At 36.7% G+C, this 15430-nt stretch carries 10 protein-coding genes; 3 read left to right on the forward strand and 7 right to left on the reverse strand.

Annotation, left to right across the window (positions count from 1 at the left end):
• Positions 1 to 244: 244 nt before the first annotated feature.
• Entirely contained in the window at positions 245 to 2806 is a 2562-nt protein-coding gene (locus tag KO509_RS09870; protein ID WP_215973115.1) for a TonB-dependent receptor, read from the forward strand.
• A 91-nt stretch (positions 2807 to 2897) separates the two neighbouring features.
• Positions 2898 to 4364, forward strand: coding sequence for a sulfotransferase (locus KO509_RS09875; RefSeq protein ID WP_215973116.1), 1467 nt, complete (start codon positions 2898 to 2900; stop codon positions 4362 to 4364).
• A 125-nt stretch (positions 4365 to 4489) separates the two neighbouring features.
• Here KO509_RS09875 and KO509_RS09880 read toward each other — a convergent pair whose 3' ends face one another.
• The 6 genes from KO509_RS09880 to lptD form a co-directional block, all read right to left on the reverse strand.
• On the reverse strand, positions 4490 to 6508 hold the full coding sequence (locus KO509_RS09880) for a methyl-accepting chemotaxis protein (RefSeq protein ID WP_215973117.1): 2019 nt from the start codon (positions 6506 to 6508) through the stop codon (positions 4490 to 4492).
• A 262-nt stretch (positions 6509 to 6770) separates the two neighbouring features.
• Positions 6771 to 7622: a symmetrical bis(5'-nucleosyl)-tetraphosphatase gene (locus KO509_RS09885; RefSeq protein ID WP_215973118.1), complete on the reverse strand. Its 852-nt coding sequence runs from the start codon at positions 7620 to 7622 to the stop codon at positions 6771 to 6773.
• Positions 7623 to 7642: 20 nt separating this feature from the next.
• Positions 7643 to 8530: a 16S rRNA (adenine(1518)-N(6)/adenine(1519)-N(6))-dimethyltransferase RsmA gene (rsmA, locus tag KO509_RS09890; RefSeq protein ID WP_215973119.1), complete on the reverse strand. Its 888-nt coding sequence runs from the start codon at positions 8528 to 8530 to the stop codon at positions 7643 to 7645.
• A gap of 21 nt (positions 8531 to 8551) precedes the next feature.
• Positions 8552 to 9544 carry a 4-hydroxythreonine-4-phosphate dehydrogenase PdxA gene (pdxA, locus tag KO509_RS09895; protein ID WP_215973120.1) on the reverse strand — a complete coding sequence of 331 codons (993 nt, stop codon included), beginning with the start codon at positions 9542 to 9544 and terminating at the stop codon, positions 8552 to 8554.
• A gap of 2 nt (positions 9545 to 9546) precedes the next feature.
• On the reverse strand, positions 9547 to 10854 hold the full coding sequence (surA, locus tag KO509_RS09900) for a peptidylprolyl isomerase SurA (RefSeq protein ID WP_215973121.1): 1308 nt from the start codon (positions 10852 to 10854) through the stop codon (positions 9547 to 9549).
• Positions 10855 to 10900: 46 nt separating this feature from the next.
• Positions 10901 to 13300 carry an LPS assembly protein LptD gene (gene lptD, locus KO509_RS09905; protein ID WP_215973122.1) on the reverse strand — a complete coding sequence of 800 codons (2400 nt, stop codon included), beginning with the start codon at positions 13298 to 13300 and terminating at the stop codon, positions 10901 to 10903.
• A 118-nt stretch (positions 13301 to 13418) separates the two neighbouring features.
• Here lptD and djlA point away from each other — a divergent pair, with 118 nt between their 5' ends.
• Positions 13419 to 14240 carry a co-chaperone DjlA gene (gene djlA / locus KO509_RS09910; protein ID WP_215973123.1) on the forward strand — a complete coding sequence of 274 codons (822 nt, stop codon included), beginning with the start codon at positions 13419 to 13421 and terminating at the stop codon, positions 14238 to 14240.
• Between the two features lie 130 nt (positions 14241 to 14370).
• On the opposite strand, the gene KO509_RS18285 is transcribed toward djlA, so the two are convergent.
• On the reverse strand, positions 14371 to 15363 hold the full coding sequence (locus KO509_RS18285) for a DUF3530 family protein (protein ID WP_303495263.1): 993 nt from the start codon (positions 15361 to 15363) through the stop codon (positions 14371 to 14373).
• Positions 15364 to 15430 lie beyond the last annotated feature (67 nt).

A 15430-nucleotide genomic window follows, 5' to 3' on the forward strand; every position in this document is an offset into this window, starting at 1 on the left:
TGATAGTAGATTTTATAATGGATTAATTTTCATACCTTGTAAGTATTGAAACACTACATTATAAATAGGTAGTGATTAGTATTATTTGTACTGATTCATGCGGCACATGAAAAATTCAATGCGCTATACTATAAAAAAAATATAAAAAATATAAAAAATATAAAAAATATAAGAATTAGTACTCTACTTTTGAGTTTAAAAGTAAGTAACTAATTTAAAAATAATAATTTTAGAAGGAAGTATCATGTCAACAAAATTTAGAGCCACTACATTAGCTTTAGCTGTAGGTGTAGCATTAGGCACAGCACCCTCGTATGCAGCGGAAGAAGCTGAGTCAGTAAAAGAAGAAAAAGTAGAGCGTATTGCTGTTGTTGGTTCACGTGGCGCACCGCGATCTGTAAATGATTCACCCGTACCTATTGATATTATCGGTGGTGATGAATTAGCGAAAGGTGGTAATACAGATATGCTTGAATTATTGAAAGGAAGTGTTCCTTCTTTAAATGTTCATAGCAACCCTATCTCAGATGCAGCAAGTTTAGTAAAACCAGCTAACCTGCGCGGATTATCTTCAGACAGCACCTTAATTTTAGTCAATGGTAAGCGTCGTCATCGTGCTTCTGTTATCGCTTTACTTGGTGGTGGCATAAATGATGGTGCCCAGGGGCCTGATATTTCAGTTATTCCTAGCTCTGCATTAAAGCAAGTGGAAGTTTTACGTGACGGTGCTGCGGCTCAATATGGTAGTGATGCTATCGCCGGCGTAATGAACTTTGTTTTAAAGGATGACTCAGACGGTGGAAATTTAACGGTAAGAGCCGGCTCTTATTATGAAGGTGATGGTGATACGCTTGAAGTATCAGGTAACATTGGTATGGAGCTGACCAAAGATGGCTTCATTAATGCTAGTTTCCAATATAAAAATTCTGATGCTACAAGCCGAAGTGTGCAGCGTACAGATGCTGCTGCTTTTGATGCTGTTGGTGTTGAAGGTATAGAAGATCCTGCTCAGATTTGGGGATCGCCGAAAATTGAAGATGACTACACTATTTTTATCAATTCAGGTTTAGATTTAGGTGATAATAAAGAAGCTTACATGTTTGGTAACTTCTCTGAGCGTGATGTACGTGGCGGTTTTTACTATCGTAATCCTCATACTCGCGGTGGCGTCTATAGTAATGGCGACACTGATGAGGACGGAAATCCAAATTTATTAATTGCTGACTTGGATGGTATCGGTGTTGGTGGAAGCTGTAGCCCTGTCAACATAACGACAGATAATGTATTAACTCAAGATGACTACATTAATAATGTAGTCAATGATGATAACTGTTTTAGTTTCAATGAAATGCTGCCGGGTGGTTTCACTCCAAACTTTGGCGGTAACATTGTTGACACCTCATTAACTATGGGGACACGTGGTGAATTAGACAATGGCGTTATGTATGATGTGAGTGGCTCTGTTGGTATGAATGAGTCCAGCTATGTCATTTATGATACGTTAAATGCTTCTTTGGGTCCTGAAACGGGGAGAGATTTTAGTCCGGGTAAGCATAGGCAATTAGAAAAAACATTTAATCTTGATTTTAATAAAGAGCTAGAACTTGATTCCATCAACTATTTAATGGTTGCGGCTGGGTATGAGTGGCATGCGGAATCTTTTGAAGTAACCGCTGGAGACGTAGATTCATATATTGCAGGGCCATATACAGATCAAGGCTTCGGTATTGGTTCTAATGGTTTTCCTGGTTTTAAGCCGGAGTCTGCAGGTGTTTTTTCACGTCAAAACTATGCATTTTATGTTGATGTTGAAGCAGAAATCACAGAAGATTTATTGTTAGGTGCAGCACTTCGTTATGAGGATTATAGTAGTTTTGGTGATGATACAAATTATAAGATCACCGCTCAATATAACGTAACTGAAGATTTTTCATTACGTGGCTCAATAAGTACGGGCTTCCGTGCCCCAACGGTTGGCCAAGCAAACTATTCAAATGTACAAACATCGTTAGATGGCGGGGTATTATCGGATTCTGCATTACTACCTGCTACTAACCCTGTTGCACAACAATTAGGTGCTACTGAGTTAACACCAGAAGAATCTGAAAGTTATACTTTAGGTGCTGTTTGGAATATTGGAGAGGTATTTATTACACTTGACTATTACAACATTCAAGTTGAAGATCGTATATCTCAGTCGGATAAATATAGTCTAACGGAAGATGATAAAGCAGCATTAAAATTAGCGGGTGTAGCAAATGTAGATTCAATTCAACAAGTAAGTTTCTTTACTAATGATTTTGATACTACTACGCAAGGTATTGATTTAATAGCAAACTACTCGACAGCATTATTTGAGGGTGATTCAGTGTTTAGTTTCGCCTATAACTATAATGAAACGGAAGTTGATAGTTATAGCGAAGTTACCGGAGACTTTAAAGTATCTCGTTTAGAAAATGATTTACCTAACCATAGAGCTACATTGACCTGGTCACAAAGCTATGATGACTTTAGCTTCTTTGTACGTGGTAATTACTACGGTGAATATCAAGGTGTTCATGTAGATTACGATGCGACAATTGGTGATGGTGATGCGGCTTTATTATTTGATGCTGAAGCAAGCTATTTTATAAATGACGCGTTTACTGTTTCTGTTGGTGCGCAAAACATCTTTGATGAACAAGCAACTAAAATCAACCGTCAAGATGGTGGTGATGATAGAGCATGGGGTGGTGTTTATTATGAAACATCTCCTTTTGGATTCAATGGTGGTTACTATTATGTAAAAGCGACATATAACTTCTAATGTCTTTACATTAAATGTTATCTGCCAAAGCCCCAGCAATTGCTGGGGTTTTTATTAGCCTTAAGTTAATAAAGAGAATAAAGCACAAACTATGAGTTTAATTGTTCAAGCTAATTTGCTATTGAAACAGAATAAAATCAAACAAGCTGAGTCCTTATATCGGCAGTTACTAACACAAAACCCTAATAATATTGATGCATTATGGGGATTGGGTAAAGTTGCCTTAGCGCTCGATAGTTATCAGCCTAGTTATGATATTTTCAAACGATGTGTGCAGTTAGTGGCTAATGCCTCACCTTTGTGGCTATCATTAGCTCAATCTTGTCAAAAACTGCAGCGTTTTGAAGAGGCGGAACAAGCATTATTAACAGCTTATGAGATTAAAAAAGATAGTATAACGACGTTATTATCCTTAGCTATTTTTTATTGTCAGTCGAATCAGTTGGTTAAAGCGAAAAAATATCTCGATGTACTCTTTTCTATAGCACCTAATAATATTCGAGCATTTTGTTTAAAAGTTCGAATAAATGTACAAGTTATACTTGATGACCATGCACAAAATTTTTTAGATAAATTGGCAGATAAAACCAATGATTTAACCCAGAAAGAGCAGGTGTTACTTCATTATGCCTTTGCACAGTTATATCAACAATCGTCTAATTATAAACAAGCGTTTTACCATTTTACTCAAGCCAATAAATTACAAGCGTTACAAGTATCATTCTCGGTTGACGATATGGAAAACTACTTCTCGCAATTAATGAAGGTTTTTTCATCTACTTTTATAAATAAAATAAAACAAGAACAAGCGGTGAATTTATCACAAATAAAGAAACCTCTATTAACGCCAATTTTTATTGTTGGTCAGCCACGTTCAGGATCTACTCTGTTAGAGCAAATGTTAATTAGTCATACTGATATTAACTCTGCCGGTGAATTACCTTTTTTAGCTGGAGATATTGCTCAGGGAGTTTGGCAACTAACTAAACAAGAGTTTCCTCATGGGTGTGCACGTTTAACTGTGAAGCAGCGTGAGTCATTAGCTCACCATTATTTAACTAATATGCAAGCCTTGGCACCCAAAGCTAAATTTATTATTGATAAAATGCCTGCAAACTATCAATCTATCGGGTTGATTAAAATGCTTTTTCCATATGCGAAAGTTATTCATATTTCTCGTGCAGTGAAAGATGTTAGTTGGTCCATATTCACTAATCATTTTGATGCACCCGAGCCTTATTTCTGTTCATTGTCTGAAATAGTTCTGTACCATAAAAACTATCAGCAAGTGATGTCTCATTGGCAGCAGGTGTTGCCAGAGTTTATTTATAATATAAGTTATGAAAGTCTTGTCGCATCTCCTAAAGAATCGCTGACCAAGCTTTTGGGCTTTTGCTCATTAAGTTATCAAGAGGAGTGCTTAAGCTTTGAACACAAATCGCGTCATATTGATACGCTGAGTGATATACAATTACGTAATGGTTTAAAGAATAATATAGCTAAGGCGTGGTTACCTTACCAAAAATACCTTCCTGCTTGTTTTAATGAATTGTGTTAATTTCTGAGTGCCATTGGCGAAGAAGATGAGCATTGATATGTTAGTTGAGCACGTTTGTGCAGCATTTTAAAATAAAAAAGCCTGCATTATTTCCACAATGCAGGCTTTTTACTAATAAGCTTTGTTTATAATTTAAATTCTTGTACTGATTGTTGTAATTCTTCCGAAAGACGTGCAACTTCACTACTTGAGGCGGCTGTTTGTTGTGAGCCTGCAGTCGTTTGTTCAGCAATAGCAACGATTGACTCAAGGTTTTCACTGATTTCATGTGCAACAACATTTTGCTCTTCTGCAGCTGTCGCTATTTGTGAACTACGATCATAAGCCTCATGTACCGCATGCGTAATTGTTTCTAGTGCTCGATCCGCTTCTTTAGATTGCGTTACACAATCACTCGCTTTAGCTTTACCTGTATCCATAACAGATACTGCTTTTTCTGCACCTGACTGCAAAGATTCAATCATAGTGTGAATTTCTGCAGTAGACTCTTGTGTTCTACTCGCAAGCGTTCTAACTTCATCAGCAACAACAGCAAAGCCTCGACCATGCTCACCGGCACGTGCAGCTTCAATAGCCGCATTTAAAGCAAGTAAGTTAGTTTGGTCGGCAATGGCACGAATTACATCTAATATACCGCCAATAGAAGCGCTATCTTGTTGTAATTGGTTAATTACATGCGCAGCAGAGTCAACTTCTGTCGCCAGTTGTTCAATGGTTTCACGATTACGACCAGAAATTGTTTTGACTCGCTCTGCTTCATCATCGGCATGCTTAATTTCGTTAAGGGCATCATTAGCGCTAGATAAAACACTTTTAGCGGTGCTGCTCATTTCTGTGGTTGCTGTTGCGGCTTGTTCTACTTGGTTACGTTGCTCTTCTATTGCAACGGTACTTTCTGCTGTTACTGTTGATGTTTCTTCAGCTGCGGCAGCAAGTTGTGCTGAGCGGTTTACAATACCTTCGATAAGACTACGTAAACTATCAATAAGTACATTACAGTTTTTTGCTAAGAGCGCAAATTCGTCTTTACCTGTTTCATCTAGTTTTCGTGAAAGATCACCAGAAGATACTATATTTAGCATGTCATTTACACGACTTAGTGGGCGAGTAATACTTAGTAAGGTAAAACGTGCGATAACAAAAGCAATGATTATTGACACTATTGCAATAATAATAGTTTGTTTATTACCACTCTCTACCGAGCTTTTAACTAATTTCCCTGAGGCTAGGGTTGCTTGATTTGCTAGTTCTACTTGCGTATCTAAAATCTTATTTGCGTGAATCGTGTCTTGCTCTAAAGCTGCTAACATGGCTTTGGCTTCGTGATTTGCAGTTAACTGAGATTTTTTATGAAATATAGTGCCTGCATCGGAGGAGAGTAATTCTTCTAGCTCACTAAAAGCATCTGATAACTCTTCTGCAATACTCTCCATATTGTTCATTGTTAACTCAGCTATAATTTCGTTTACTGAAGATTGAGCCCCTTCTAAACTAAACGAAATTTCACTTTCTATTAGGTCAGCAGTACTGTCTGAATTAATATCTCGATACTCTAAAGATGAAGATACAATAGCATTGAATTGATTTTCTAATTGTTCGCTTAAACTAATAGCGCGTTGTAATTTAGTTTCAGCTAACCGATGGTCAGCTAAGTCAAGTAATAATGTGACAGCATCATCAGCTTTGTCTTCTAAGTCACTGACTTTTTCTTTTAATAACATGCTTTGTTCAATAGAAATTTTACGATTGCTGAAAACTGAAAGAGCATTTTTTTCAAGACTGCTAAATACCTGGGATACTTGATTTAAATTTCCCATTAACTCATTTTCATTTTGCACTAATGCTTCTAATTGTTTAAATTCTGGCATGAATTGCGCATTTATCGCTCTATAGCGATTTAAGTTCTCTGCTAATAAATCAAGATCTGTTTGATAAAAACCTCTTAGTGTAGAGCTTTCCATTTTTTCTAATGCTAAAGCAAGTTTATTACTTCCTTTTAAGGTAGGAATAGCTAATTGGTTTTGTTGTTGAGTAGAGTCGCTAATCGTATTCAAGTTAAGTAAGGAAATTACGCTGGTTAAAATCAGTAGAATTGAAATGATGGTAAAACCACCAATTATTTTCATTGCTACAGTTAAATTCATATATACCACCAATTAGTTTGAATAAAATCATTAGTTAAAGATTAGGAAGCTCTCTATCTAACAATGATTATGTTGTATTATTTCACTTCATTATTTTGAGTTAATGTTAAATTAGTACGGCTTCGGCATAAACTTTTAAGCAGAGCATTTTGTTTATAGAGACCGTAATTCTTGCTCATTTTTAAAAGGCATATTGATAATAAGCATCATCAATTAATTCAGTATATCAAGGTATTAAACTTTTTCACCCCTAAAATGAGTTTTATTTAGCTGATTTTAGGTGAGATTGCTCTATAAAGGTTTTTTTATCGTGCCAACGTAGCATTGTTAAATGTTTTCCCCAAACACAACCCGTATCTAATGCATAAACATTAGGTACTGAGCAGTTGCCCATAAGTGCAGCCCAATGGCCAAAAACCCAAGTGCTTTTTTTTATTGTTGGTGATATTTCGTACCAAGGTAATAAAGTTTCTTGTTTTTTTTCAGTCGAGTCAAGTTTTGAAGTGAGTGTTGCGGGTGCCGATTTATTATAAAATTCTAATCGCTTATCGGGATAGCAGTACCGCATTCGGGTAAATGAATTTATAGTATAGCGAAATTTTTCTTCTGCTGTTTTTGCCTGTTGCCAATCATCAGGCTGCTCACCATACATAGCAGACAGCCAGTAATTTCTTGTGACAGCACTAAGTTTCATTTGAGCGAAATTTGCTTGTGTTATTGCTTGCTGTAAGCTCCACTGAGGAGAAATCCCAGCGTGGCTCATATAAGCATTATCATTACCAATTTGTTGTAGCAGTGGTTGTTGGGCTAGCCAGTTCATTAAATCATCAACATCATCAGCAGCGAGTAATGAAGTAAGTTTATCTTGTTCTTTTACTTTCTTAATACCAGCATATACGGCAAGCAGGTGTAGATCATGGTTACCCAGTACTACTTTTGCAGAATGTTTAAGTGACTTGACAAAACGAAGGGTTGCTAAAGAATCTGGGCCTCTAGCAACAAGGTCACCCGCTAAATAGAGTTGGTCAACTTCTTGATTAAAAGCAACTTTCTTTAATAGTGCCTTAAGTTCACTATAACATCCTTGAATGTCGCCAACTAAGTAAATTGCCATTTAACGGTTCTCTTTAATAATTAAACTTGTTGATTCTCTCTATTTATTGCACGCCTAGACTGTTTTTTATTAGTTTTTTCAATCTCTTTCTCGGGAGGATTGTCCACAATGAAGTTAGCAAGCATAATAAAGTCATCTAGTGTTAAATTCTCAGGACGAAGATTAGCGTCAATATTAAGGCTATCTAACTGTTCAACGCTAATTAATTTTTTAAAGCCGTTACGTATGGTTTTTCTACGCTGGTTAAAGGCTGCTAAACATACAGTGTTAAGTGCCGTGATGTCTTTAACAGGATTTTTTATGGTTTTGTGTGGTATTAAACGCACAATAGCAGAGTCCACTTTAGGTGCAGGCTTAAAAGCCTCAGGACCTATTTCCATCACAGGAATAACTTGGCATTGATATTGTGTCATAATTGATAAACGGCCATACGCCTTACTATGAGGCTCTGCCGCCATACGCTCGACCACTTCTTTTTGTAGCATGAAGTGCATATCTTTAACCTTATCTTTAAAGGTTAAAAGATGAAAGATTAATGGCGTAGAGATATTGTAGGGCAGGTTACCAAAAATCCGTAATGGGTTTTCTATTCCACTTTTACTTTGTGCTAACTGTGCAAAATCAAAATTTAATGCATCAGTTTCATATATGGTTAAATGCGGTGCTAAGAAAGGATGATGGCGTAATCGATGCGCAAGATCTCTATCTAATTCTACTACAGATAATTTTTTGGCTCGCTCAACTACAGGCTCTGTTAGTGCGCCAAGCCCTGGACCAATTTCAATTAAATTCTCACCCGGCTCAGGGTTAATTGCATCAATTATGTCGCTGATTACGGCGTCGTTATGAAGAAAATTTTGACCAAAGCGCTTTTTAGCTTGATGACCTAAGTGGGTTTTACTGTTCATAAATATTCTCTAGTTGTCAGGCTATCCAGCACGGCTTGCTACTTCGACTAAATGAATAGCCGTTTTCATTGCTTCCATCATACTACCGGCATCAGCATCGCCTATACCTGCAAGCTCAAGTGCGGTACCGTGATCAACAGAAGTACGAATAAAAGGTAAACCTAACGTTATATTCACCGATGAGCCAAAACCTTTGTACTTTAATACAGGTAAGCCTTGATCATGGTACATGGTTAAAATGGCATCAGCATCATTTAGGTATTTTTCATGGAAAATAGTATCAGCGGGTAAAGGCCCAATAATATTCATACCTTCCTCTCTAAGCTCAGCAAAAGCAGGCTCCATTACGTCAATTTCTTCACGCCCTAAATGTCCGTCTTCACCTGCATGAGGGTTTATACCACAGGCATAGATTTTTGGTGATGCGATACCAAATTTACTTTTTAAATCTTGATGAAGAATACGAGTTACTTTCTGCAAACGTTCAAATGTGATTGCTTTAGATACATAGGCCAAAGGAATATGTGTTGTTACTAAAGCGACACGTAGACCCTCAGTTGCCAGCATCATTACCACGTCAGTACAATTAGCTTGGTTGGCAAAGTACTCTGTGTGGCCACTAAAAGGTACGCCAGCTTTATTAATCAAGCCTTTGTGGACAGGGCCGGTAACAATAGCATCAAATTCACCTGATATGTTTTTCTCGCTTGCTATCCTTAAAGTCTCGACAACATAAGCACCATTTTCTGTATCAAGAGTACCTGCAATTGCAGGAGCTCCTAAGGGGATATCTACAATAGTTAAGGTACTTTTAGCTTGAGGTGCTGCTTTTGCGTTAGCATCATAATCAATCAGTGTAATAGGTAAATTAAGCTGTTTAGCACGTTGTTCCATTAATGCTTTCGACGCAATAACAACAACTTGTGTAGGCCAAGGTTGCTGAGCAATTTTAAGCACTAAATCAGGACCAATACCAGCAGGTTCACCGGGTGTAATAGCAATGCGTTTAGTCATGCTTATTTATCCTGTTCAAAAATTTCAATGTAAGCTTCATCGCGAGTTTCTTTCATCCAACGCGCTTCTTCAAGGGCAAATTTACGACTATGAAGAATTTGATAGGCTCGGTTTTGATTCATTTGTGAAGTAGCATCAACCATACGACGATCATTTAATTGAATAATATGCCAACCAAATGAAGAGCGAAATGGTTTGTGGTATTCACCAGGTTGCATAGTAGCGAGTGCTTCTTTAAATGCAGGGTCATAGCTTTTTGGATCAGCCCAACCTAGATCACCGCCACGAACTGAGGTTGGCCCCTCAGAAAATTCTTTAGCTGCTTCAGCAAAGGTTTGTTCACCCGCTTTAATTTTATCTAGTATTGCTTGAAGTTGTGCTTCTGCTTTTTCTTCACTTAAAATAATAGATGGTTTTATTAATATATGGCTAGCTTTAACTTCTTCAACTTCTACTATTTGACGACCACGAATATCAAGTATTTTAACAATACTAAAACCTAAACCTGTACGAATAGGGCCCACAACAGTGCCTTTATCTTTTCCTGCGATTAATTCAGAAAAAAGTGTTGGCATTTCATTAATGTTTTTCCAACCTAAATCACCACCGGCGAGGGCATTAGCACCACCTGATGAAGCAATAGCAATTTTTTTGAAATCAGAGCCATTGTTTAGTAATTCAATTACTTTATCGGCACGTTCTTTATTTGAATTCAACTCTGCCTGAGTTGGATCAGAAGGGAATTCTATTAATATATGTCCAAGATTATATTCAACATCATTGGTGGTTTGCTCTTTCATTAATTCTAATAAGTTAGCAACTTCTTGCGGAGCTATATGAATACGACGTTGCACACTATTACGACGGACTTCACCAGAAATTAATTCAGTACGAACGCTTTCACGATATTTTTCATAGTCAGTACCATCATTAATAAGCGATTGACGAAATTGAGATAAGGTAAGTTTATTTTCCATCGCCATATTTGTGATTGTTTGATCTAATTGAGCATCACTGACTTGTACGCCCATACGTTCACCAATTTGTAAGGTTAAGCTATCATTGATTAGCTTATCCATCACTTGTGTGCGTAACGCATTGTTTGATGGGAGTGCTTGATTATTTTTTATTGCTTGCTGTTTAATATTCTCTAATAAACTTTGTACTTCAGATTCAAGTACAACACTACTGTTAACAATAGCAGCAACTTTGTCTAGTTGTTTTTCTTCGGCTTGTGCTATTGGTAAACTAGAATGAAGAACAGTGGTTAATATTAACGTTTTAAGTAAAAAAGTAGCTAAATTTTTCATGAATTATTACATCTTGGTTATGGTGCATTATAAATTGTAATTATGTTTAGTTTTGTAAATAGTAAGGACGTTTATAGCCAAAAATACTTGAATTAAACATATCTTGTGTGCCAATGGTATCTTGCTTACCATCTAGCCCTTTTATGATGAACTGTAGCTCTAAACCACTATTAAATTCATCTCGATTTTCATTAGAAAATCCATCGTTTAAGTTTGAGTTTATATGCCTATGGTACGCTATACGTACAGCCCAGCAACAACTTTCATATTGTATGCCTGTATAGCTTTCTATACTACGCTGCTCTTTTAAATCTTGTGTAACACGTCCGACAAAAGCCCAATCTCGATTAATTGCAACGTTTGCCAGTAATGACATTTGCTCTAAACTACTACCTGAGACATTACGAGTGTACCTATGGTTCAATTGAACTGAATTATATTTATCAATTTGATAATTTACAGCCGCTTGACTCTTATTCGTGAAGTTATCAATCGTATTGTATTGTATATCACTACTCATTTGCCACTTATGATTTAATCGATAAAATAAATTTGCAGCAACAGAAGATTGTTGCACACTTGGATCATTATCGCTATTAACGAGTATCTCATCGAAAGAATCACTCGTATTAATAGAGCTCAGATAGTCTAAAGAGTTAAGAGAATTAATAAAGTTAGCAGAGTTTTTACTTGATAAATATTGAATGCGACCAAGACTTAAACGAAAGACTTCTAAGTTTGACTCATTCAGAATTCGTGTAGTAATACCCCAAGTATATTGGTTCGCACTAGCGACTCGATCTAAACCACTATAACTTCTATCTCGGAACAAGCCATTAAAGTCGTCTTGTAAATTCGAGGTATCATATAACCCAATATCTGATTGATCTTTTTCTGGAATATACAAATACTGGATTTGAGGCTCTATTGTTTGAGTATAACTGCTGTTAAACAGTGATAATGTTCTATCAAAGTTCACACCGCCGTGGAAGCGTATTTTCGGCAATGTTCGGCTAACTGTTTCGCTTAACTCACTTCCCGCTTGAATATTATCTTGCTGGTAATAAGTATGCATTAACTTAAATTCTGAATTTAGGAACCAAGCAGGTGTCGAGTAAGGAAAACTAACTCCGGCTTCAACATGATAGCGGTTTGCGTTTACTTGGTCATTGGTATCACTTTCAAAACTGGTTAACTCTGAGTATAACTCTAGTTGGCCAGATAAGCCTTGTTCAGAAAATAAAGTAAAGGGGTCTTGGGCTGAAATTTCAATATGTGGTAACGTTTTATAACTTGCTTGGTGATTACCTAATACTTCAAAATCTTGTAATTTCATTGTGGTTTGCCATTGCTCACCAAAATAAGATAATTCACCTATTTGATATAAGTAGGCATCATTTGAATTGTATTGATTAGAGCCAATATCAATTAAATAATTTTCATCACTGATAGTGGTATAATCTACGTAAGCACGGAAATTATTAGAAAATGTTCCCACATGTTGGAATCTGGCAAGGTAGCGGGCAGAATTATCTGATTTAAGCTCGTTATCTCGGTGAAGATATTCTATATCAATATTGCCACTTTGCAGCCCTGATAAATAACGGAACTCTGTTTTTAATTGCGTACCACGCTTTGACATATAGCGAGGGGTAATAGTGGCATCCATATTAGGAGCAATATTCCAATAATATGGAGTTTCAATCTCTATTCCAGAGTTAGTTGTACTGCCAATTCTCGGGTATAAAAGGCCACTTTTTCGCTGGTCAGATACTGGAAATGTGAAATAAGGTAAGTATAAAACGGGTGTATCAAACAGTCTTACTTGCGCATGATAAGCTTGACCTTCATTACCATCAGCAGATATTTTTATTTCTGAGGCTTTTATTTGCCAAGCAGGGCTATCCCCTATACAGGTTGTATAAGTTGAGCCAGCTAAACTTAGCCCTTCTTTTGAGCTTATTTGTAATTCGTTAGCACTACCATGACCAGGATTACCATAAAGTTGATACGCAGCATCAAGCATTGTACTTTTTTGTTCTTTCTTGCTGGCATAAAGTTCACTTGCATGAATATCGATATTTTGATTTTGGTAGTGTATGTTGCCGGTGGCATTAAATGTCATTAATAAACGATCAAAGTTAAGTTGATCTGCTTGTATCATTTGATTCTTATCAACAAGCGTAACGCCACCGCTGAAATTGGCAATTTGATCTTTCTCAATACTGGCATAGCTAGATGTAATATTAATACTATCGTCAGTTATCTTTGGTCCATTGGTAACCATAGGAATATAAATTGGAATAGGACACTGGAGCTGAAATAACTCATCTGTTTCGGAATCTACTTCACTATTTTTTTCAATAGTTGTTTCAGCTAACGTAGACATAGAAAATGTCATAGAAACAGAAGCAATAAAAATAAGGGATAATTGGAGAAAATGCATTTATTTGTAAATGTTATCTTAAATATGCGCAATGAAACGTATATGATATAGGAAATATACGTTTCTAGCTACGAGAAGCAAGCAAATAGCACATAAAGTGTAGGAGAATGATTAAAAAATGCGTATTTGGGGCAAAGTTTTAGGGTTTTTGTTTGGCTTTATGTTAAGTAAAAACTTATTTGGTGCGTTATTAGGTGTCTGGCTAGGGCATATGTTTGACCGTGGACGCGGATTTGATTTTGATGGTGTTACAGGTGGAAAAGAAGATGACGTTGCTCGGCAAGCTGCTTTTTTTTACACAACATTTTCGGTTATGGGGCATGTTGCGAAGGCAAAAGGTAAGGTAACCAATCATGAAATAGCTTTTGCAAGTGCTTACATGGATAAACTTAATTTAACCAGTGAGTTACGTCAACAAGCACAAGATGCGTTTCGAGAAGGGAAAACCACAGGGTTTCCATTAGAAGATCGCCTAAGAAAGTTTAAGCGTATTTGTGGTAATCGTCATGATTTACGCTTGATGTTTTTAGAGATCCAAATTCAAGTCGCTTTCTCTGATGGTGATTTAGACGCCAAAGAACGTGAAGTTTTACATACTACCGCTAAATTTTTAGGTTACTCAGCTCGTCAATTAGATAATTTACTTGAGATGATTATCGCCAGTGCCGCTTTTAATCAGCAATCAGGGCAAAGTTATCAGCAATTTAATGGTGAAAATGCACCAACTAGCGCAGGACAGTTAGATAATGCTTATAAAATTTTAGGAGTAAGTAAAGACGATTCCAAAGGTGATATTAAAAAAGCTTATCGTAAGCTTATGTCTCAACATCACCCAGATAAGTTAATTGCTAAAGGATTGCCACCTGCAATGATGGAGGCAGCAAAAGAGAAGACGCAAGATATTCAAGCTGCGTACGATTTGATTTCAAAGCAGGCATAGTGAATTACTTATAGAACGCTTAGTCATCTGAACTCGATTTAAGCTATTTATGCAGCGGTCAGCTGTTTCTTGAGCAAATAAAGAAGTGCTCTCTGTTGGTCGTTTGAAGGAGAGTATTCTTTAGTTAACCCTACCATCCAATGGATCTTAACCAACTATTCACTTGAGTAAGTAGCTCTGTTTCAGGGTAATATCCCATGGCACTATTGTTTAATTGGCGCTGACGATAGTAGGCTTTCATCTCTTGCTTAGACAATAACAAACGTTCTTTAGCTTTATATAGCGCAATGTGATTATCTTTTTTTAGGTATAAGTCTAGAACAGGGTATTCACTAGCCGCTAACCTTTTTGCAAAACGAGTGTTAGCCTCATCAATTAATGGCTGGTTTGTTAACATATAACTACTTAATAATATAAGTGCGTTAGGTGCTTGGCTTATACTGGGCTGCCCATTTTTTTGACTCAACAGATCTACCAGTAGTGCACCATTATTACCTTGAGCTATAATCATGAGAATGCCAGGGTAATTTTTTGCTTTGTCGAGCACAGCATTGAGCATTATGGCGAGTTTTATTTTATAGTCATCAATAATGCGTTGATTTTCTTCTTGTTGAGTATCAATTCTTATCGCGCTAGAAGGATAGCTTTTGGGTTTGTCCATTGGCTGAATACTAATGGTAGTCCAGCCATGTTGAGGTAATTGGTTTCGTAAAAAATTGATAGCTTTGGGGTTAGTCGCACCTTGCTGCCAATCAGGTAATAAAATTGCAACACCTTTATCATTTACAGTGGTGTTTTCAGTTATTAAAGTAATGTAATCGTCAGCACCAGCTAATAATGGCTTTACATTTTTGTTAGGTAAATAGTGTGTTAGATCGTCTTTGTATTGTTGTGCAATAGAAATTGGTGGTGGTATGGGAATAATTTCAGGCGCTGGCGCCTGAGTATCTTTTGCTGCAGTGGCATCTGCATTTGCTTCTTTCGCTGCTATATCCTCTGACATTTGTTTGGCATTATCATTTGTTGCAGTTGCAGCGTCTTGCTGTGCGACAGCATTAATATTTAACCAGGGTAGTAATAAAAAAAATATAATTAGCTTGGGTAACGTTAATGATGCTCGCACAGTGTTCCTTAATTTTAAGCCGTATCGAATAATGATTGAAATATTAGTTTAAAAGTTAGTTTACCTA

It is taken from the genome of Colwellia sp. C2M11 (assembly GCF_018860915.1).
Lineage (GTDB): Bacteria > Pseudomonadota > Gammaproteobacteria > Enterobacterales > Alteromonadaceae > Colwellia.

What these genes read in the sequence shown, in the direction of transcription:
- KO509_RS09870 (WP_215973115.1), top strand. Translation starts at nt 245, where the DNA reads ATGTCAACAAAATTTAGAGCCACTACATTAGCTTTAGCTGTAGGTGTA.
- KO509_RS09875 (WP_215973116.1), top strand. Translation starts at nt 2,898, where the DNA reads ATGAGTTTAATTGTTCAAGCTAATTTGCTATTGAAACAGAATAAAATC.
- KO509_RS09880 (WP_215973117.1), bottom strand. Translation starts at nt 6,508, where the DNA reads ATGAATTTAACTGTAGCAATGAAAATAATTGGTGGTTTTACCATCATT.
- KO509_RS09885 (WP_215973118.1), bottom strand. Translation starts at nt 7,622, where the DNA reads ATGGCAATTTACTTAGTTGGCGACATTCAAGGATGTTATAGTGAACTT.
- rsmA (WP_215973119.1), bottom strand. Translation starts at nt 8,530, where the DNA reads ATGAACAGTAAAACCCACTTAGGTCATCAAGCTAAAAAGCGCTTTGGT.
- pdxA (WP_215973120.1), bottom strand. Translation starts at nt 9,544, where the DNA reads ATGACTAAACGCATTGCTATTACACCCGGTGAACCTGCTGGTATTGGT.
- surA (WP_215973121.1), bottom strand. Translation starts at nt 10,854, where the DNA reads ATGAAAAATTTAGCTACTTTTTTACTTAAAACGTTAATATTAACCACT.
- lptD (WP_215973122.1), bottom strand. Translation starts at nt 13,300, where the DNA reads ATGCATTTTCTCCAATTATCCCTTATTTTTATTGCTTCTGTTTCTATG.
- djlA (WP_215973123.1), top strand. Translation starts at nt 13,419, where the DNA reads ATGCGTATTTGGGGCAAAGTTTTAGGGTTTTTGTTTGGCTTTATGTTA.